Raw genomic sequence first — 19,824 nt, 5'->3', positions numbered from 1 at the left:
CATCGTTTCGCGCAAGGGGGGACGCAGGTTGTCATTGCCTGTTCGAGCGCGATTCATGTCAGCAAGGTCAGATCCAGGAGGAACTCATTCATGACCGCAGCGGATACATCAGGAGCAGGGGTAGTAGCGGGCGCTGGCCTGCTTGATCGTGAGCGAATAATTGCGCAGCCGGGGTTCAACCGCTGGCTCGTGCCGCCGGCCGCACTCGCCATTCATCTGTGCATCGGCATGGCATACGGCTTCAGCGTGTTCTGGCTGCCGCTGTCGAAATCTCTCGGCATCAGCGCGTCGACGGCCTGCCCGGACTTGACGCTGGCTTCGGCCCTGTTCACCACCAGCTGCGATTGGCGCGTCGCCGATCTCGGCTGGATCTATACGCTGTTCTTCGTGCTCCTCGGCTGCTCCGCAGCGATCTGGGGCGGCTGGCTTGAGCGGGTCGGTCCGCGCAAGGCCGGTTTCGTTTCCGCCTGCTGCTGGTGCGGTGGCATTCTCGTCGCCGCCGTCGGCGTCATGACCCACCAGCTGTGGCTGATGTGGCTGGGCGCGGGCGTGATCGGCGGTATCGGCCTCGGTCTCGGCTACATCTCGCCGGTCTCGACGCTGATCAAGTGGTTCCCGGACCGCCGCGGCATGGCAACCGGCATGGCGATCATGGGCTTCGGCGGTGGCGCGATGATCGGCGCTCCGCTCGCGAACCTGCTTATGAACACCTTCAAGACCGATACGTCGGTCGGCGTCTGGCAGACTTTCGTGGTCATGGCCGTCATCTACTTCGTCTTCATGATGGGCGGTGCCTTCGGCTACCGCATCCCGCCGGCCGGCTGGCGTCCGGAAGGCTGGACGGCGCCTGCCGCCAAGAGCAGCATGATCACCACCAAGCATGTGCATCTGCGCGATGCGCACAAGACCAAACAGTTCTGGCTGATCTGGGCGGTGCTATGCCTCAACGTTTCTGCCGGTATCGGCGTTCTCGGCATGGCGTCGCCGATGCTGCAGGAAATCTTCGCCGGTTCGCTGATTGGCCTGCCGGATGTCGGCTTTGCGCAGCTCGATGCGGGCCAGAAGGCATCGATCGCAACGATTGCAGCGGGCTTTGCCGGTCTGTTGTCGCTTTTCAATATCGGCGGGCGGTTCTTCTGGGCGTCGCTATCCGACAAGATCGGCCGCAAGAACACCTACTTCACGTTCTTCATCCTCGGCATCGTTCTCTATGCGGCAGCACCGACGCTTGCCGACATGGGCAACAAGGCGCTCTTCGTTCTCGCCTTCGGCATCATCCTGTCGATGTATGGCGGTGGCTTTGCAACGATCCCGGCCTATCTCGCCGATATCTTCGGCACCCAGTTCGTCGGCGCCATCCATGGCCGTCTGCTGACGGCATGGGCGACCGCCGGTATCGTCGGCCCCGTCGTCGTCAACTATATCCGCGAGGCGCAGATTTCGGCCGGCGTTGCACCCGGACCGGCGCTCTATACCGGCACGATGTATATCCTCGCCGGCATGCTGGCGCTTGGATTGATCGCCAATCTCTTCGTGCGGCCGCTTGCCGACAAGTGGTTCATGTCGGACGCGGAAGTGGCATCGCTGCAGGCGAAATCGGCAGCCGCAAGCGCCGGGCCGAGCGGCTCCTTCGGCATCGGCCGCGGTGGCTTCGATGCCAAGGCGGCTGTTGCCTGGGCCGTCGTCGGCATTCCGCTGCTGTGGGGTGTCTGGGTGACGCTGAAAGCGACGCTTGCGCTGTTCGGCTGATCGGAACTGATGATTTGAGAGAGGGGCATGCGCTTTGCGCGTGCCCTTTTTCGCATAAAAAAGGCGCCTCCGGGGCGAGGCGCGGAAATTCTGGAGTTGAGCTGTTGCCCAGGAATACCCGGCGCCGAGGCGCCGGGTACTGCCGGGGGAGGCGGTCACCGCATTGCGATGACCATGCGGCAGAGCTTGACGAGGCTCGCCTCGTAGCCGCCGGAGCCGAGGATGTCGCGGCAGCGCAGCTTGACCTTGGCCTTTTCTGCAGCCGACATGTCATTATAGGAGTAGGTCGGGCCGTTGGGGCCGCGCGGACCATTCGGACCATCAGGACCGCCGGGGCCGTCCGGATCGTTCGGGTCGATGCCCGGCAGGCCGAGAGCGATATCGACGAGCGTGTTGCCGCCGAGACCAGCCTTGGCCTTGGCGCTGACGAGGCCCGGACCGCCGACCGTGGCGTTCACATCCGCATTGAGCCCCTTCGTGCCGCCGACGCTGGCCGTGGTGCCGACGCCGAGGCCCTTGGTTGCGCCGCCGAGCGTCGTCTTGCTGTTAATGCCGTTGGTGCCGCCGACCGATGCGTTGACGCCGAGGCCGCCCTTGGAGGTGCCGCCGACGCTGGCATTGACGCCGCTGGAGCCGCCGATCGAAGCGCTTAGCCCGCGGCCGCCATTGTTGCCGACGCTGACGCCGTTGCTGCCACCAATGCTGAGGCCGCCGCCACCGCTCTTGCTGCCGCCGCTGCTGCTGTTCTTGGAGCCGCCGCCAAGGGCGCTCCCCAGGCCGCCGAGCAGACCTTCAGCAGAGGCCTGTGCCGGAATGATGAGCGATGCACAGCTGATTGCGACTATGGCGATCGCCGATTTATGATACTGCATTTCCAACCTCCAAAACGATTCTGCCAGGACCCCATGCCCAGGCTTGGAAATCAAAATTGGAAGCGCGCGCTTTCCGTCTCGGGATGTCAGCAACCAAGAGTGGCTGTCTGGTCTCCCGTTGATACAATATAAGAATATACGTAAGTTCTAATGTTGTGTAGCTGTTTCGCGCTAAAGTTGGTTTTGCTTATTTGTACAGCTAAAGAGATCTAAACGAAAAAGATCGCAGTCTGTATAGATCATTTTCCATTGCGCAATAATTGGAAAGTTCTGGAATTTATAGCGATTGTTTTTATTAGGATTCCCGGAAATTGGCTGCGGGAAAGCATTGTTCGCATTGTCGCATTGCATAACGGCGCTTGTGCCGCTCCGAATTTGATTTCGTCAATCGTAATATTCTAATTCAATCAAGGATTACGTACCTGGTGGCTGTTGATCGGCACGTTTTGCTTGCAATGATGGAATGAAAAAGGCCCCGCAGAGCGGGGCCGGAGTAACAGTCGTGCTTGCCTGGAGCTTAGAATTCTTCCCAGCTATCGGCCGCCGGAGCGGCTGCGCCATGCGCCTTGGCAACGCGGGCGACCAGATGCAAGGCCGGGGAATTGTGCATCTGCCGTGCGGCGGTGCGCTGTTGCATTTCATTGCCGAGACGGAACTGGCTGAGAAGCGATCTCAGGATCTCGGCTTCGGCCGCAAGCTTATGGCTTGCCGCCGTGCTCTCCTCGACCATAGCGGCGTTCTGTTGCGTCGCCTGGTCCATGGTGTTGATGGCCTGGTTGATTTCCTTCAGACCCGTTGCCTGTTCGCGTGAGCCTTCGACGATTGCCGAGACGTTGGTATTGATCGCGGCGACCTGCCCGAGAATTTCCTCGAGCGCCTCGCCGGTGCGGCCGACGAGGCTGACGCCGTTCTTCACCAGCTCGCTCGACTGGTTGATCAGGGCCTTGATCTCCTTTGCAGCACTCGCGGAGCGCTGCGCCAGTTCGCGGACTTCCTGTGCAACGACCGCGAACCCCTTGCCGGCCTCGCCGGCGCGGGCGGCTTCGACACCGGCATTCAGTGCCAGAAGATTGGTCTGGAAGGCGATGTCGTCGATAACGCCGATGATGTTGGTGATCTCGCGCGAGGACTGTTCGATCTGGCCCATGGCGGCGACCGCGTTGCGCACGACGACGCCGGACTGTTCGGCGCCCTGCTTGGTCTTGGCGACGAGAGAGCCTGCTTCGGCGGCGCGGTGGCTGGAGTCGTTCACGGTCGTGGTGATCTCTTCCAGGGCCGCTGCCGTTTGTTCGACCGAGGCGGCCTGCTGTTCGGTGCGCTTGGAGAAGGAGTCCGCCGCGCCGCCGATTTCCTGGGAGCCTGCCGCGATTGCCACGGTATTCTCGCCGATCGTCGTCAAGGTATCGCGCAGCTTTTCGATTGCGGCGTTGAAATCATGGCGCAATTGCTCCATCGACGGGACGAAGGCGGTGTCGACGGTTCGTGTGAGGTCGCCCTCCGAGAGCAGCTTCAGCGCGGCGCCGAGGCGGCTGATGGCGCTCATGCGTTCGGTGACATCGGTGGCGAATTTCACCACCTTATAAACGCGGCCATCGGCATCGATGATCGGGTTATAGGCGGCCTGGATCCAGATCTCCTTGCCGCCCTTGCCGTAGCGGACGAATTCATTGGCGATGAACTCGCCGCCCGCGAGGCGGCGCCAGAAGTTGGCGTATTCCTCGGTGCGCGCATAGGCCGGGTCGCAGAACATACTGTGATGCTTGCCGGTGATTTCGGAGAGGCTGTAGCCGAGGCCTTTGCAGAAATTCTCGTTGGCCTTCAGGATCTCGCCGTTCGGCTTGAACTCGATGACAGCCTGCGAACGCGAGATGGCATTCAGCTTGCCGGCGTCGTCGATCGACTGGCGCTTGGTCTCGGTGATGTCGGAGGCGAACTTGACGACCTTGTAGGGTTTGCCGTTCTTGAAGACGGGATTGTAGGTCGCCTGGATCCAGATCTCGCGCCCGCCCTTTGCGAGGCGCTTGTAGGCGCCGCTGTCATACTCGCCGCGGCCGAGTCGCGCCCAGAATTCGCGATACTCGGCGGTTGCCGCGTAGGCGGGGTCGCAGAACATGCTGTGGTGCTTGCCGGTGATCTCATCCAGACCGTAGCCAATGGCCCGGCAGAAGTTGTCATTGGCCTTGAGGACATTGCCCTTCAGGTCGAATTCGATGACGGCCTGCGATTTCGAAATGGCATCAAGAATGTATTTTGCATCGGAAGATAAACCAAGCATCCCCGTTCCCCATTTGTGGCCGGCGCGCCCTGCGCCACGGCAGAAAATGCCCAAATGCAATCTATGGATTTTGACGGAGGCTATTCTCGCTAAACGGGATAACTTCAACTATCGGAAAACATAGGCTGCTTTTGTCGCAACCAATGATGCTAATGGGAAGGTTAATTTAGCGTATAAAAGAGATTGCTAATAAGATTTGTTTTGGCCACAAGTTTTCATCGGTGATTTCTGCTGGGCATGTTCCACCGGGCACGAAAAAGGCCGCCTCAGAGGGCGGCCTTTTTATTTGAGCTTCGGTGTGGCGCTCAGTGATCAGGCGGCCAGCTCTTCGGCTTCGTTTTCCTTGAACATCTTGGCGAGGTTCAGGAAGCAGATCATGCCGTTTTCCGAAGCGATGATGCCTTCGCAGTAAGCGCGGTCGAAGGAAGCGGTCACTTCCGGAACCGGCTGAACCTGGCTGGAAGAGATCGTCAGGATGTCGGAGACGCGGTCGACCAGCATGCCGATGACCATGCTGTGAACTTCAGCAACGACGATTGCGCTGCGTTCGTTGGCGACGGTGCTCTTCATGCCGAGCTTGTAGGCGAGGTCGATGATCGGGATGACCGAGCCGCGCAGGTTCATGACGCCGATGACATCGGTCGGAGCATGCGGGATCGGCGTCGAAGGGGCCCAGCCACGGATTTCGCGGATGGTCGTCGTCTTCACGCAGAATTCCTGATCGTGCAGCCGGAAGGCAATGATCTCGAGCGTGTCGCCACTGAAACTATTGGAATTAATGGTGCTCATTAGAAATCTTCCCAGTTCTCGTAAGCCAGAGCGGCTGCGCCGCCATTGGCGCGGACAGTACTTACCCGTTGACCACGCGGCGTTCCGTAGGCGGCTGGCGCGTTTGTGGCTTTGTTGTTGAGCTTAGCCAAAGAGTGTTGCGCAAATCTAAACTGTGACAGCAGAACTCTGAGGTTTTCGGCCTCTTTGGAGAGCTTGCCGCTCGCCGCAGTGGTCTCCTCGACCATCGAGGCATTGTCCTGTGTCACCTGATCCATGGCGTTGACCGCCTTGTTGATCTCGTTCAGCCCGGTCGACTGTTCGCGGGCGGCGGTAACGATGGCGACGACGTTGCTGTCGATCTCGGTCACCTGCGAGACGATCTCTTCCAGCGCATTGCCGGTTTCGCCGACCAGGGTGACGCCGCTCTTCACATGCTCGGTCGATGCGGTAATCAGCGTCTTGATTTCCTTGGCCGCGTTGGCGGAGCGCTGGGCGAGTTCGCGGACTTCCTGGGCAACGACGGCGAAGCCCTTGCCGGCCTCTCCGGCGCGGGCAGCCTCGACACCGGCGTTGAGAGCCAGAAGATTGGTCTGGAAGGCGATCTCGTCGATGACGCTGATGATGTTGCTGATCTCGCGCGACGAGTTGGCGATCTGATCCATGGCGCCGATAGCCTTGCGGACGATGCTGCCGGAGTGCCCAGCGCCTAGCTTGGTCTTGGCCACCAGTTCGCCAGCCTCGCCGGCGCGCTTGGCGCTGTCGGCGACCGTCTGGGTGATCTCCTCGAGAGCAGCCGCAGTCTCCTCGACAGTCGCGGCCTGGCGCTCGGTGCGGCGGGAGAGCTCATCGGCTGCGATGCTCATCTCGCGGGAGCCGTGGGCGATTGCGTCGGTATTTTCGGCAACGGTGCGCATGGCATCGCCCAGTCGCTCGACGGCGCTGTTGAAGTCGAGGCGAACCTTGTCGAGGGCGGGGAGGAAGGGTGTGTCGATCAAGCCGGTGAGATCGCCGGCGGCGAGTTTCGTCAGGCCCTGGCCGAGCTCGTCGACGGCGTGGACGCGGCTGGTGATGTCGGTGGCGAACTTGACGACCTTGAAGACGCGGCCGTTCATGTCGAAGATCGGGTTGTAGGATGCCTGGATCCAGACGACCTTGCCGCCCTTGCCGATGCGCTTGAACTCTTCGGCGACGAACTGGCCGGACGCGAGCTTGGCCCAGAATTCGCGGTAGGCGGGCGAGCCGGTATAGGCCGGTTCGCAGAACATGCTGTGGTGCTTGCCGCGGATTTCGTCGAGCCTGTAGCCCACGACGTCAAGGAAGTTGCCGTTGGCGGTGAGAATCTCGCCGGCCGGGGTGAATTCGATCACGGCCTGGGCGCGGGAGATCGCTTCGATCTTGCCGATGGCATTCGCTGACTCGAGCTTGGTCGCAGTGACATCGGTCGCAAACTTGACGACCTTGTAGGGCTTGCCGTTGGACAGAAGCGGGTTGTAGGTCGCCTGGATCCAGACTTCGCGGCCGCCCTTGCCGATGCGACGGTATTCGCCGGCGTCAAATTCGCCGCGGCCGAGCTTTGCCCAGAAATCCTTATAGGCCTGCGAGGCGACGTATTCCGGCTCGCAGAAGATGCGGTGGTGCTTGCCGACAATTTCGGAAAGCTCGTAGCCGACCGTGCGGCAGAAGTTTTCGTTGGCGGTGAGGATATTGCCCTGCAGGTCGAATTCAATGACGGCCTGCGATCTGTTGAGCGCCGAGAACATCGCCTTGGCGTCGGTTCCTGAAACTATTGAAAATAACGGCATCGTCGTCCCTTATGGAGACTGCGCCTCAGGCGATACGGGGGCGGCTCTCTTGCCGGAACAGGGCAACAGGTGTCCGCACCTGCATCGCATCCGGTGCGGCAGGTCTGAGCTCAAATAAATCCTGAAAACCCGGCTCCTGCCCCCGCAAATACGCCCTGGTGTTTCTACTAAAGTAATATAATTATTTAGATTAAGAATGAGTAACTGCGGCATTTTACTGCCGCATATTAGTAATGTTTTCCTGAGGATAGTCGAAAATACTTCCCCGGAGTTGCGGCCGGGGAAGTGGCTGCAGACTTCAGGTAATCGTCTTTTCGATCTGCTCGAGAGCCCACTCGACCTGCTCCTTGGTGACGACCAGCGGAGGGGCGAGACGAATCGTGTTCTCGTGGGTATCCTTGGCGAGCAGGCCACGCTCCTTGAGACCGTAGCAATACTGGCGGGCGCCACCTGCTTCCGGCTCCAGCTCGACGGCCAGCATCAGGCCGCGGCCGCGAACATCCTTGACGATGTTGGAGCGAATCGAGCGCAGGCCTTCGAGGAAGTAGTCACCCATCTTCTCGGCATTCTCGATCATGCCTTCTTCGGTCAAGACCTTGAGCGCGGTACGGGCGACGGCGCAGGCGAGCGGGTTGCCGCCGAAGGTCGAGCCGTGCTGGCCGGGCTTCAGGACGCCGAGGACTTCGCTGTTCGAGAGAACTGCGGAAACCGGATAAAAGCCGCCGGAGAGCGCCTTGCCGATCAGCGTCACGTCGGCTTCGATGCCTTCATGCTCTTCGGCGAGCAGCTTGCCGGTGCGGCCGAGGCCGGTCTGGATTTCGTCGAGGATCAATGTGACGTTATGCTGGGTGCAGAGCTCGCGGACGCGCTTGAAATAGCCCGCCGGCGGGATCTTGACGCCGGCTTCGCCCTGGATCGGCTCGATAAGGGCGGCAACGGTGTTCTCGTTGATGGCGGCGGCAAAGGCGTCGGCATCGCCGAAGGCAATGGTGCGGAAACCCGGGGTGAAGGGTCCAAAGCCGGTGCGCGCATCGGGATCGGTCGAGAAGCTGATGATGCTCAGCGTGCGGCCGTGGAAGTTGTCCGAGCAGACGATGATCTCGGCCTTGCCCTCCGGCACGCCCTTCACTTCGTAGCCCCATTTGCGGACCGCCTTGATGGCGGTTTCGACGGCTTCGGCACCGGAGTTCATCGGCAGGATCTTGTGCGAGCCGGTGAGGGCTGCAAGCTCTTCGTAGAGATAGGCCAGCTGGTCGTTGCGGAAGGCACGCGACGTCAGCGTCAGGCGCCCGGCCTGCTCGACCATGGCGGCGAGGATCTTCGGATGGCAGTGGCCCTGGTTGACCGCCGAGTATGCCGAGAGGCAGTCGAGATAGCGCTTGCCGTCGGTATCCCAGACGTAAACGCCTTCGCCGCGTGTCAGGACGACGTCGAGCGGCTTGTAGTTATGGGCGCCGAGCCGCTGTTCGGTGGCGATCAGGCTTTCAGATGCGTTCATGGCCGTGTTCCCTCAGATTATGCGGCGCGTGTCGGACGGTCGAAGATACGGCGGCCGAAGAGGCTTGCCGTCAGCTCGACGAGAACGCGGGCACTCTTGCCGCGGTCGTCGAGGAATGGATTGAGCTCGACGAGATCGAGCGAGGAGACGAGGCCGCTGTCGGAGAGCATCTCCATGACCAGGTGGGCTTCGCGGAAGGTGGCGCCGCCCGGAACCGTCGTGCCGACACCGGGCGCGATATCGGGATCGAGGAAGTCGACGTCCAGGCTGACATGGAGAAGGCCGTTCGCCGCTTCGACGGCAGCCAGGATCTGCTTCATGATCGCGGCAATGCCCTGCTCGTCGATCGAGCGCATGTCGAAGACGTTGACGCCGTGCTGCTTGATCAGCACGCGCTCAGGCGCGTCGACGGAGCGGATGCCGACCTGGAAGACATGGCGGGGATCGACGAAGGGGCGGTTCTTCGGCAAGATTTCGGCAAATTCTGCGTTGCCGCTGAAGAAAGCCACAGGCATGCCGTGGATGTTGCCGGAGGGTGAGGTTTCCGGCGTGTTGAAATCGGAATGGGCATCGAGCCAGATGACGAAGAGCGGACGGCCCTTTTCGGCGGCATAGCGCGCCATGCCGGAAACACTGCCCATGGACAGAGCATGGTCGCCGCCCAGGATCAGCGGGAAGCGGCCGGCGGCTGCGGCCTCGTAGGTGCTTGCTTCCAGAGCGCGGGTGAAAGCGCCGACGATGCGCAGGTTATGGGCGTTCGGATGGTTCGGCAGATCGCGGGCGGGGACGATCTGCAGGTCGCCTTCATCCTTCACGTCGTGGCCAAGCTCGATCAGCGTCTGGTCGATACCGGCGATGCGCAGCGCTGCCGGGCCCATGGCCGCGCCTCTGCGGCCGGAGCCTTCTTCGAGGGGAACACCAATGAGGGTGACTGCGCGCGACTGAACGTCCATTCCGGGCTCCGTTTCCGAGTTTCGAGTTGCATATTCGGCTATCGGCGCGGCGGCAAAAAGATGGAAAATTGCCAAAAGAAAAGCGCCATTGTACAGATTGATCACATCGTTTGAGCAAAGTGAACATCATGGATGATCTGGATCAGGAACTGCTGAGCGCGCTGCGCCACAATGCGCGCACGCCGGTATCGTCGCTTGCGGCAATGACCGGCGCGTCACGCGCCACCGTGGCAGCACGTATCGACCGGCTGGTAGCGAATGGCACGATCGCCGCCTTCACCATCCGTACCGGTCATGAAGTGCGCTCGGCCGGTGTCCGGGCCATCATTCTCATCGAGGTTCTCGGCAAGCTCGCCGACAAGGTGGCCGATCAGCTGCGCGGTCTTCCGCAGGTGCGCGCGCTTCACAGTACCAACGGCAAATGGGACTTCATCGCCGAACTGGAAGACCGTGATCTGGTTTCCTTCGACGAGACCCTCCGGCGCATTCGCCTGATCGACGGCATCAACGTTACCGAGACCAACATCCTGCTGAAGACCAGCAAGACGGTGTTCTGATCAGTATTCGTGCTCGTAGACGACGCCTGCTTCGCCAGAGCCGTTGCCACCGGCCGCACCACGCAGTTTCACACCGCGACCGACATCGAGATTGATGACCGCCTTGGCGCCCGCTTCGCCGCCCTGCTGCAGCTCGAAATAGGTACGTTCGTTGAGATAGCGGCCGACGCTGACGCTGGTCTGGCCCTTCTCGTCAGTGCTGATGTCGAGATCGTCGACGCCGAGCTGATTGCGCAGGCCTTCGAAGAGCGAGGTCGAGCGTCCGCCCGCCAACTGGCTGACGGCATCGGCAAGCTGGGCGATCTGCACCGGCGAGAGCTTCGACATCGACTGACCGAAGATCAGCTGCGCCAGCACTTCGTCCTGCGGAAGGGCGGGGGAGGAGGAGAAGGTAATGGCGGGATCGGTCGCGAGACCCGCGACATCGACGGTCAGCGTCGTCGTGCCCGATGTCGAGCTGGCTTCCATGTCGAGCGCCGGTGTCAGGTCGCCGGCGAAGGTGATGCGGCTCTTGTCGGTGAAGTTCATGCGCCGATTGAGGATCGTCAGGCGGCCGCGCCGCATGGTGAAGCCGCCGGAGACGACGGGCGAGGCTGCCGTTCCCTTGATCGTGACGCTGCCGCCGAGCTCGGAATCGATGCCGCGGCCGCGCACGAAGATCTGCGAGGGTGCATCGAGCCGCAGGTCGAGCGCGATGGTCGAGGATTTCTGGCTGGCGCCCTGGTTGCCTTCGTCGCGCAGCTGGGCGCGAACGGCGGCAGGCGCATGGATATGCTTGATGTTGATCTCGCGCAGCGACGTCGGCAGCTTTTCCGGTACCGTGATCGATGCCTTTTCGAGATTGAGGCGGCCACTCAGCGTCGGATTGGAGAGCAGCGGGCCGCGCATGCCGAGCGTGCCGTCCACCGTGGCGACAACCAGCGTTCCGTCGACATAGACGGCCTTGTCGAGCTTGACCTCGATATTGACGGGGTAGCCGCTGTTCGGCTGGATGCCGACCGTGCCGCTGGCCGAGATAGCACCGCCGCTGGCGAGATTGGCGCTGAAGCGGGAAATCGTCGCCTGCTGACCATTCATGGTGATATTGGCGGTCAGGTTGTTGAGCGCCAGATTGCGGCGTACGTCGACGATCTTGGCGCCGCTGGTGTTGATCGTGCCGTTGATCACGGGACCGCCGGCGTTGCCGGTGATGCGCAGATCGATATCGGCGGCACCATCGGCGACGAGGCCCTGCTGGGCGAGTTGCGCGCCGAGAATGGCGAAGGGAAGATTGCCCTTGAACTGCAGGTTCAGGGCGCGCTGGCCTGCTATGCCGACGCTGCCGCCACCCTTCATCGACAGGCCGCCTTCGCCGCTGAGACCGGTATCGATCGTCAGGGTTTGCCCTGCAAGCTTGCCATCGGCGGTGATGCCGAGCGGCGCGAGCCCGGCGCTCTTCGTCTGGCTGGTCGCGGCATTCTTCCAGTTCAGCTTGAAATCGACATTCGGGATCGGCAGCTTTCCTGCGGCGCTTGCACTGCCCGAGATCGCGCCCTCGGCGCCGAGACCGGGAACGAAAGCGTTGGCGATGCCGGCCGGCAGGTTGGCGATGTCGGCATTGGCCTTCAGCGAATTGGCATCGGGGCCGGCGACCGTGAAGCTGCCCTTACCCTTCAAGGACAGGGCGCCGCTGCCGCTGGCATTGACGTTGAAATTCAGCGTGTTGCCCGACAGCGTCCCATCGGCCGAGACGCCAAGGCCGGTGACGTTGGCGGCTTTCGTATGGCTCGTGGCCGCATTCTTCCAGGTCACCTTGAAGTCTGCAGCCGGGTTCGGAAGCTTGCCGGATGCCTTGGCGGTGCCGGAGATCAGGCCCTCGGCGCCGAGGCCGGGAACGAAGGGATTGGCGAGACCAGCCGGGACGTTGCTGATATCGGCATCGACATTCAGCATGTTCGCATCCGGGCCGGAGACGATGAAGTTGCCGTTCGCCTTCAGCGAGAGGCTGTTGGTGCCGCTCGCCGTGGCATCGAAATCGAGCTTGGCATCGGCGAACTTGCCCTTGGCCGAGACATTGAAGCTCGCGAGCTTTGCCTTCTTCGTCTGGTCGGTCGCCGCATCGCTCCAGGTCAGGTTGAAGTCGGCAGTCGGCCGCGGCAGTTTGCCGGATGCCTTGGCGGTGCCGGAGATCAAGCCCTCGGCGCCGAGGCCGGGAACGAACGGATTGGCGAGGCCGGCAGGCAGATTGCTGACGGTCGCATCGACCGAGATTGCGTTGGCATCGGGGCCCGTGACCGTGAAATTGCCGAGAGCCTTCAGCGACAGGCTGTTCTTGCCGCTGGCGGCGGCATCGAAGTCCAGCCTGTTCTCGGCGAACTTGCCCTTGGCCGTCACGTCGAAGCTGGCGAGCTTTGCCTTTTTCGTCTGATCGGTTGCGGCATTGGCCCAGGTCAGGTCAAAATCGGCGGTCGGCGCCGGAAGCTTGCCCTTGGCCTTGGCCGTGCCCGAGATCAGGCCCTCGGCGCCGAGGCCGGGCACGAACGGGTTTGCGAGACCCGCGGGGACGTTGCTGAGCGTCGCGTCGACGGAGAGCGTGTTGGCATCCGGTCCGGCGACGGTGAAATTGCCGAGAGCCTTGAGAGACAGGCTGTTGGCGCCGTCGGCGCTGGCATCGAAATCGAGCTTGTTGTCGGCAAACTTGCCCTTGGCGGAGACGTCGAAGCTGGCGAGACCGGCCTTTTTCGTCTGGCCGGTTGCCGCGTCCGTCCAAGCAAGATCGAAGTCGGCGGCCGGGCGCGGCAGTCTGCCGCTCGCCTTCGCCGTTCCGGAGATCATGCCTTCGGCCCTCAGATCCGGAACGAAGCCGTTGGCGAGCGATGCGGGAACGTTGCTGACGGTCGCATCGACGGAGAGGGTGTTGGCCTGAAGGCCGGAGACGGCGAAATTGCCGGTCGCCTTGAGGCTCAAATCCATGGCGCCCGCCGCATCAACGGTGAAATCGAGCGTGTCTCCGGCGAAGGTGCCGTTTGCCGTTATGCCAAGCTTGGCGAGCCCGGCTTTGACGGTCTGGCTCGTTGCAGCATCCTTCCAGGTCACCTTGAAATCGGCGGTCGGTTGCGGAAGCTTGCCAGATGCCTTTGCCGTTCCCGAGATGATGCCCTCGGCGCCGAGATCGGGAACGAAGGCGTTGGCGAGAGCAGCCGGCACATTGGCGATCTCGGCATCGACGGATAGCGCCTGTGCATCAGCGCCCGCCACCGTGTAATTGCCCGATGCCTTCAGCGACAGCTTCTTGTCGCCTGCCGCGGTGGTCTCGAAATCCAGGCGGTTGTCGGCAAACTTGCCGCCCGCCTCGATCGCGAAGCCGGAAAGGCCGGCCGCCTTGGTGTGGCTGCTGGCGGCATCCTTCCAGTCGAGCTTGAAATTGGCGAGCGGTGCCGCGGGTGTGCCGGTGACCGTGACCGTGCCCGAGATGGTTCCGGCCGCTTCGAGCTTGGGCACGAAGGTGTTCGCGAGGCTTGCCGGCAGGTCCTTGATCGTGGCGTTGATATCGAGCGTTTCCCCGGCCGAGCCGGAAACGCTGACCGAGCCGTCGCCGGTGCGGATCGTCAGGCCGTCGAGCTTCGCTGCTCCACCGGAGATGGTGACAGCGGTTGGTGCAGCCAGGTCGACTGCAATGTTGCGCGGCTTGGCGGAGAGCTGGTTCAGCTCGATCTTCATGTCGCCGCCATTGGTCTCGACGGCACCGGCCGCGACCAGCGGATTGGCATCGTAGGTCGACGACAGATCGAAATTTGTCCGGTTCTGCTGCTGGGTGAAATTCAGCGCCAGACCGCTGATCACATTGGCGCCCGACGAAATCTCGTCGGCCTTGACGACGCCGCTCGCGGCGAAGGCCTTGAGGTCGCTGATCGTCACGTCAATATCGGGCCGGACGAGCGAGAGGCCGTCACGGCGGATGCCGCTGCCGCTTGCCTTGGCGGCGATCGAAATCTTGCCGCCGTCATTGGCGATGTCGAAGCCGCCCTTGAGGTCGCCCTCGGCCCGCTGACCGGCGAGTGCCGCAAGCAGGCCGACATCGGGGAAATCGAAGCTCAGCTTGCCGCTTGGCAGGAAGGAGGGCGTCAGTTCGATATTGCCATTCAGCTTGTTGGTGCCGGCCTCGACGGAGATCGACGGGATGCTGGTGATGCCGTCCTTCGAGAGGGCATTGGCATTGATCGTCAGCGGCTGGCCGTCGATCGCGCCCTTCGCCTCGATCGTTGCCTGCGGTGCGGCGGGGTCGGCGGTGCCGGTGATGTTGACGTCAAGGTTCGAAAGCGTGCGGTCGACCGTATGCAGCGTCGCCGACTTGAGATTGGCCTTGATCGCAAGGGCCGAGAGAGCGCCGCTGACATTGACCGTGTAACCGACTTCACCGCTGGCGTTCTCGGCGAGCTTGGCGATATCGGGCAGGCGTCCGCTGAGATCCGCAGCTAGCGTGTCGCCGTCGAGCGTCACGTTGCCGGCTGTTTCGATCGTGCCGGATTTCACGATCAGGTTAGACAGGTTGATCTTCGAGGGGATCGTGCCGGCGACCTGGGTCTCGATCGAGATCGGCGTGTCGAAGCGTGGAGCGACGGCGGGCGGGAGGGCGGCCGGCTCGATGGTCAGCTTGGCATTGCCCGTCAGCGCCTGATTTGCCAGCCGGTAGGTGCCGTTGACGCCGCCGCTCGCATTGGCGCTTTCGAGCGTCGTGCCGTTGAAGCCGATGCTGTCAGGGGCAATCTGAATCGGGGCAGCGAGCGTGACCGGGCCCTGAATTGCGCGGTTGAGGTTCGGATCGAGGAAAGCCGTATCGCCGGCCACCAGCCGGATCTGTACGCCACCGCTGCGCTTGGCGATGTTGAAAGCGTCGCTCTTGGCTGTGAGCTTGACGTTGCTTGCGGTCGCCTGCGGCAAGGTGACGGCGTCGAGCGAGGCACTGGCGTTCAGGCGGGCTGCCTGGGCATCGCCTGTCAGCGCCAGATTGAGGCCGCTGATCAGGAAGCGCGCCTCGCCCTTTTCGAGCGGCCAGCGAAAATCGACAGGACCCGACGTGCCGAGCACATTGGCGTTGAGGCTGTTGTTGCCGGCGGGATCGAGCGTCCCGGAGGCGGCGATGACGACCGAGCCGGTCGCGAGATTGCCGGTCTGGATGTCAATCTTGCCCTTGTTGTCGAAAGTGGCGGCGAGATCGATATTCGTCTGGCCGGCAAAGAGCGGACGGAAGGGCGGGGGAAGCAGCGAGCTAAGGTCGCCGCCGCCTTTCAGGTTCAGCTGGTGAAGCCCCTCGGGCGTGAGCACATGCTGGCCCTCGATCGAGGCGCGCGGCTGACCGTCGAGCGAAGCCTGCAGCTTGGCCTTCCAGTTGGAGATCGGTCCATCGCCGTCGATGGCGACATTGACGGCGGGCTCGCCCGGCAGCGACAGCAGCGTGGCCAGAAGGCCACCCTTCGGCTCGGCCACCTGTGCCTTCAGCCGCAGCTGGTTTTCTCCCGGCATGAAGGCGACATCGGCGCTGAGCTTCGCATCAGGAACGGACTGGCGGTTGACGTTGATGACGGCGTGGCCGCCGTCCTGGTCGGCCTGCACATTGCCGTTCGCGGTCAGCGTGAAGGCGCGTCCCGCCAGCTGTTCGCTGAGATTGATCTGCGGCAAGACGATGCTATCGATGGCGATCTTGATCGGCAGCTTGAAGCCGCCTTCCTCGCCGGTATCGGGCGGGGAGGGAAGGGTGCGGATCGGCTTACGCACGACGGTCACCGACTGGATGCCGATCTGCTTGGCGTGGAAGGTGCCGGTCAGAAGTGCCAGCGGGTTCCAGTTGATCGAGATGCCGCGGGCTTCGGCAAAGACACCGCGCGTATCGGAAATCGTCACCTGCGCCGCATCGAGACCGCCGGTCAGCAAGCTGCCGGGCTCGCGGATCGCGATGTTCATGTCGCGGTTGGAGATGATCTCGGCAACCTTCTCCATCACGATGCGCGAACCGAAGGTGGTGAAGCCGAAGATGGCAATGGCGATCGCCGCGGCCACAAGCACGACGCCCAGCCCGTAGCCGAGCAGCCTTACGATCCAGTTGATGAGCTTCGTCAGTGCTTGCATGAAGGCGGACACTATCCCGTTCGCGAGGTGCTGCAGCGGCCAAGCGGCTGCTTGTCACACCGTTAGAATGATTGGCCTATGCCGGCATAGATGCCATAGGCCGTGCCATTTTCGTACTTGTTCAGCGGTACGGCAAAATCAAGCCGCAATGGGCCGAAAGGCGTTGCATAGCGGATACCGACGCCCGCACCGGCGCGGAAATCCCCGAAATCCGGGAAGGTCTCCGCGGAGACCGTGCCGACATCGAGGAAGGGCACGATGCCGATCGTATCGGTGATCCTCACGCGCGCTTCTAGCGACGCGGTCACGTAGGACTTGCCACCCGTCGCCTCGTTGTCGGCGTCGTAGGGCGAGATTTCCTGATAGCCATAGCCGCGCACCGATCCACCGCCGCCTGCGAAGAAGCGGCGGGTCGCCGGGATGTCCTGCAGCTCTCCGCCGACCATGAAGCCGGTCGCGAGCTTCCCGGCGAAGACGACATTGTCTTCGGCGCCGATTGCCTGATAGCCCGAGATCGAGCCCTCGAAGGAGGAGAAGATCGTGCCGTTGAAAGCTTCGTAGCTCGGGGTTGCCGCGAGCGTCGCGCGGTAGCCTTCGGTCGGGTTGAACTTGTTGTCGCGGGCGTCGCGCTCATAAGTCAGCGGCAGAGCGAAGGTCAGGTATTCGTTCTGGCCGAAGGCGTCGTCGTCCTTTTCGTAGCTGACTTCGCCCGCTGCCGAGACGGTGTCCTGATCGCTGAGCTCATAGGCATAGCCGAGCGAACCGGTGAGCAGCGAGGCATTGTAGGCGTCCGGGTTTTCGGTCTTGGCGAGGATCGATGCCTTCAGCGTTCCGGCGGGCAGGAAGGCGCCGGGCTTGGTAAAGGAGATGCCGGCCGAGTAATCGAGATTGCTGATGTCGTTTTCGCCGAGACGGCCGACCGCGCCTTCGATGCGCAGCGATTCCGCCTCGCCGAATAGGTTGCGGTGGCCCCAGTACCCCTGCACGCCGAAGCCGTCGATCGTCGAATAATTGGCGCCGAAGCCGAAGTAGCGCTGCTTGCCTTCGGAGACCTCGATGGTCATCGGCAGTGTGCCATCGGCAGCAAGCTCGTTGGCTTCGTGAATGGTGACGCTGGAGAAGACGCCGAGCGCCCGCAGCCGGTCACCGGCCTTTTTCAAGGCTTCGGGCGAATAGGCATCGCCGCGGTTGAGGCGGGAATAGCGCTGGATGAAGTCCGGTTTCACACCCTTTTCGCCGGTGACGCCGACGGAGCCAACAGGTGCGACCGGGCCGCCTTCCGTGGTGATGATGATGTCGACGGTGTTGCTGCGGTGGTCCGCGACCACTTCGCGCTTGGTGAGCTTGGCAAGTGGGCGACCCTCGCTCTTCAGCTGCTCGACGATCTTGTCGCCGGCCTTGATGATGACGAGGGATCCGGCTTCCTGACCGGGCGCGAGGTCATAGTCGGCCGGATTGCGCATCGCCGCATCGCCGCCGAACTGGACATCGCGGACATGGAAAACGGGGCCTGGATCGACGGAGACGTTGACCGGAACCGGCTTAGAGCGGTCGAAAACCGGATTGGGCGGCAGGTCATCGATATTCTTGCCGCCGATGGTGATGGTGACGACACCGCCGTAGCGGGCCTTTTCGTAAAGCGTGGCGATCAGCCGGTCGCGGTCGTCGCGCGCCTTGACGACGACGCCGAGATCGCCGGAGACGGGCTTGTCCTTGTCGCCGACCAGGCGAGAGCTGTTCTGCAGCGCTTCCGTGAGATCGGGATCGGCGGTGCCCGCGGTCAGATCGACGTCATAGCGCACCGGATCAGGAACCTGCTCCGCGTCGCTATCGTCCTTGCCGAATATCGTTATGCCAAACAGCTTGAAGGCGTATGCCTCATCGACCAGAAACGGCGAAAGCGCGGCGGTTGCCGCGATCACCATCATGGTGCCTGTCCGCCGAGACGCGAAACCCGCTTTCGGTGTCTTCCCTCTGATCTGCATCCGCCGCTTTTTGTTACATGAAAATGAAGCTTCGCGTTGCCCAGCCGCGGGCACCTTAGCGGCAAAAATGCGAAACGTGTACCAATTTAAGTTGTTGCTGGGCTAATTTAGTACAAAAAATGAAAAATCCCGGCGCTGGCCGGGATTTCTGCATGGTTGAATTTAGGTCTCAGTAGCCGCCGCGCGGGCAGTCGTCGATGTAGCGGTTGCCGTTCCGGTCGCGGTAGTAGCACTGGCCGGGCTGCTCGGCGACACGGCCGATCAGGGCGCCGGCGACACCGCCGATTGCTGCGCCAACAGCGGCGCCACGAACATTACCGGTTGCAACGCCGCCGATCACGGCGCCGGATGCTGCGCCAATGCCGGCACCCTGCTGGGTTGGAGTACAGCTCGCGATCGAGAGGCCGACGAGTACGAATGCAATAATCTTCTTCATTTTCATCTCCTGGGTTGGCTGCCCCCCGGGCAGCAGCTGTCCCTCACGTGTTTTTCTTTTTGTCACGCTGCCTGCAAACTATGGCGTAAAGAAATCGTGTCCAGCAACTGCCACGAAAAATCCGGTCACGCTTCATTTCAGAACGTTGCAAGAGGGCTCGTGGCTTTTCCTCCCGCATAGTGAAGCAAAATTGATACAACTCCCTAAAGTAGCGGTTGATAGTGCAGGGAAAAAGTCAAATGATGCCGCTTGTGCCTGGAGGAGGCACAAGGAGGACATCATGGCGAAAGTCAAACTGACGGTGAATGGCCGCGCGGTGAGCGGCGACTGTGAAGAAAGAACGCTTCTCGTCCATTTCATTCGCGAAAAGCTCGGCCTGACCGGCACCCATGTCGGGTGCGACACGACCCAATGCGGTGCCTGCGTCGTTCACATGGACGGCAAGTCGGTGAAGAGCTGCACGATCCTTGCCGTCCAGGCATCCGGCTCGTCGGTGACGACGATCGAGGGGCTTGCCGCAAACGGCGAACTGCACCCGGTCCAGGCAGCCTTCAAGGAGCATCACGGCCTGCAATGCGGCTTCTGCACGCCCGGCATGGTGATGGCCTCGGTCGATATGATCAACCGGCATGGCGGCCAGCTGGACGAAGAGACCGTCCGCCACGAGCTCGAGGGCAATATCTGTCGTTGCACCGGCTATCACAACATCGTCAAGGCCGTGCTGTCTGCCAATGCCGAAATGCATGGCGGCGCCAAGCAGGCTGCCGAATAGCATCTCCCTGAATTCGTCTGGCAGCTGCCGAACACTGTAATCTTTGGCG

Annotated in this window: 12 protein-coding genes; 3 read left to right on the top strand and 9 right to left on the bottom strand. The window is 62.2% G+C overall.

Translation table 11 applies throughout. The annotated features are described in order from the left end of the window. Window positions 1–90: 90 nt before the first annotated feature. Complete coding sequence (locus ABIE40_RS17830) at window positions 91–1,749, top strand: OFA family MFS transporter (RefSeq protein ID WP_199627849.1); 1,659 nt, start codon at window positions 91–93, stop codon at window positions 1,747–1,749. A 155-nt stretch (window positions 1,750–1,904) separates the two neighbouring features. Here the strand turns inward: ABIE40_RS17830 and ABIE40_RS17825 are convergent, their stop codons facing one another. The 6 genes from ABIE40_RS17825 to rocF form a co-directional block, all read right to left on the bottom strand. Then, the gene (locus ABIE40_RS17825) at window positions 1,905–2,621 is read right to left on the bottom strand and encodes a hypothetical protein (protein WP_199627848.1); all 717 of its coding nucleotides are present in this window, start codon (window positions 2,619–2,621) and stop codon (window positions 1,905–1,907) included. Between the two features lie 517 nt (window positions 2,622–3,138). After that, the gene (locus tag ABIE40_RS17820; protein ID WP_199627847.1) at window positions 3,139–4,896 is read right to left on the bottom strand and encodes a methyl-accepting chemotaxis protein; all 1,758 of its coding nucleotides are present in this window, start codon (window positions 4,894–4,896) and stop codon (window positions 3,139–3,141) included. 312 nt (window positions 4,897–5,208) lie between these two features. After that, window positions 5,209–5,685, bottom strand: a complete 477-nt coding sequence (locus tag ABIE40_RS17815) for a chemotaxis protein CheW (RefSeq protein WP_112720158.1) — start codon at window positions 5,683–5,685, stop codon at window positions 5,209–5,211. Beyond that, window positions 5,685–7,469: a methyl-accepting chemotaxis protein gene (locus tag ABIE40_RS17810; RefSeq protein WP_199627846.1), complete on the bottom strand. Its 1,785-nt coding sequence runs from the start codon at window positions 7,467–7,469 to the stop codon at window positions 5,685–5,687. The genes ABIE40_RS17815 and ABIE40_RS17810 overlap by 1 nt, the downstream gene beginning before the upstream one ends. Window positions 7,470–7,767: 298 nt before the next feature. Continuing rightward, complete coding sequence (gene rocD, locus ABIE40_RS17805) at window positions 7,768–8,967, bottom strand: ornithine--oxo-acid transaminase (RefSeq protein ID WP_199627845.1); 1,200 nt, start codon at window positions 8,965–8,967, stop codon at window positions 7,768–7,770. 17 nt (window positions 8,968–8,984) lie between these two features. Then, on the bottom strand, window positions 8,985–9,920 hold the full coding sequence (gene rocF / locus ABIE40_RS17800; RefSeq protein WP_112720161.1) for an arginase: 936 nt from the start codon (window positions 9,918–9,920) through the stop codon (window positions 8,985–8,987). Window positions 9,921–10,048: 128 nt separating this feature from the next. On the opposite strand from rocF, the gene ABIE40_RS17795 reads away from it, so the two are divergent. After that, the gene (locus tag ABIE40_RS17795) at window positions 10,049–10,477 is read left to right on the top strand and encodes an Lrp/AsnC family transcriptional regulator (RefSeq protein ID WP_112720162.1); all 429 of its coding nucleotides are present in this window, start codon (window positions 10,049–10,051) and stop codon (window positions 10,475–10,477) included. Here the strand turns inward: ABIE40_RS17795 and ABIE40_RS17790 are convergent, their stop codons facing one another. The 3 genes from ABIE40_RS17790 to ABIE40_RS17780 form a co-directional block, all read right to left on the bottom strand. Continuing rightward, window positions 10,478–16,582, bottom strand: a complete 6,105-nt coding sequence (locus ABIE40_RS17790; RefSeq protein WP_199627844.1) for a translocation/assembly module TamB domain-containing protein — start codon at window positions 16,580–16,582, stop codon at window positions 10,478–10,480. A 62-nt stretch (window positions 16,583–16,644) separates the two neighbouring features. After that, window positions 16,645–18,567, bottom strand: coding sequence for an autotransporter assembly complex protein TamA (locus ABIE40_RS17785; protein WP_199627843.1), 1,923 nt, complete (start codon window positions 18,565–18,567; stop codon window positions 16,645–16,647). A gap of 169 nt (window positions 18,568–18,736) precedes the next feature. Next, on the bottom strand, window positions 18,737–19,003 hold the full coding sequence (locus ABIE40_RS17780; RefSeq protein ID WP_112385738.1) for a YMGG-like glycine zipper-containing protein: 267 nt from the start codon (window positions 19,001–19,003) through the stop codon (window positions 18,737–18,739). A gap of 280 nt (window positions 19,004–19,283) precedes the next feature. Here ABIE40_RS17780 and ABIE40_RS17775 point away from each other — a divergent pair, with 280 nt between their 5' ends. After that, window positions 19,284–19,775 carry a (2Fe-2S)-binding protein gene (locus ABIE40_RS17775; RefSeq protein ID WP_112720165.1) on the top strand — a complete coding sequence of 164 codons (492 nt, stop codon included), beginning with the start codon at window positions 19,284–19,286 and terminating at the stop codon, window positions 19,773–19,775. Window positions 19,776–19,824: the final 49 nt, after the last annotated feature.

Origin of the sequence: Rhizobium sp. OAE497 (genome assembly GCF_040546565.1) — a bacterium.
Classification (GTDB): Bacteria; Pseudomonadota; Alphaproteobacteria; order Rhizobiales; family Rhizobiaceae; genus Rhizobium.
The sequence above is the reverse complement of the archived record's forward strand: the minus strand, read 5'-3'. Positions and strand labels throughout refer to the sequence as shown.

Bases quoted from the DNA above. Each gene is read 5' to 3' on its own strand.
- ABIE40_RS17830 (WP_199627849.1), top strand. From the start codon at position 91: ATGACCGCAGCGGATACATCAGGAGCAGGGGTAGTAGCGGGCGCTGGC.
- rocF (WP_112720161.1), bottom strand. From the start codon at position 9,920: ATGGACGTTCAGTCGCGCGCAGTCACCCTCATTGGTGTTCCCCTCGAA.
- ABIE40_RS17820 (WP_199627847.1), bottom strand. From the start codon at position 4,896: ATGCTTGGTTTATCTTCCGATGCAAAATACATTCTTGATGCCATTTCG.
- ABIE40_RS17790 (WP_199627844.1), bottom strand. From the start codon at position 16,582: ATGCAAGCACTGACGAAGCTCATCAACTGGATCGTAAGGCTGCTCGGC.
- ABIE40_RS17810 (WP_199627846.1), bottom strand. From the start codon at position 7,469: ATGCCGTTATTTTCAATAGTTTCAGGAACCGACGCCAAGGCGATGTTC.
- rocD (WP_199627845.1), bottom strand. From the start codon at position 8,967: ATGAACGCATCTGAAAGCCTGATCGCCACCGAACAGCGGCTCGGCGCC.
- ABIE40_RS17785 (WP_199627843.1), bottom strand. From the start codon at position 18,567: ATGCAGATCAGAGGGAAGACACCGAAAGCGGGTTTCGCGTCTCGGCGG.
- ABIE40_RS17815 (WP_112720158.1), bottom strand. From the start codon at position 5,685: ATGAGCACCATTAATTCCAATAGTTTCAGTGGCGACACGCTCGAGATC.
- ABIE40_RS17825 (WP_199627848.1), bottom strand. From the start codon at position 2,621: ATGCAGTATCATAAATCGGCGATCGCCATAGTCGCAATCAGCTGTGCA.
- ABIE40_RS17780 (WP_112385738.1), bottom strand. From the start codon at position 19,003: ATGAAGAAGATTATTGCATTCGTACTCGTCGGCCTCTCGATCGCGAGC.
- ABIE40_RS17775 (WP_112720165.1), top strand. From the start codon at position 19,284: ATGGCGAAAGTCAAACTGACGGTGAATGGCCGCGCGGTGAGCGGCGAC.
- ABIE40_RS17795 (WP_112720162.1), top strand. From the start codon at position 10,049: ATGGATGATCTGGATCAGGAACTGCTGAGCGCGCTGCGCCACAATGCG.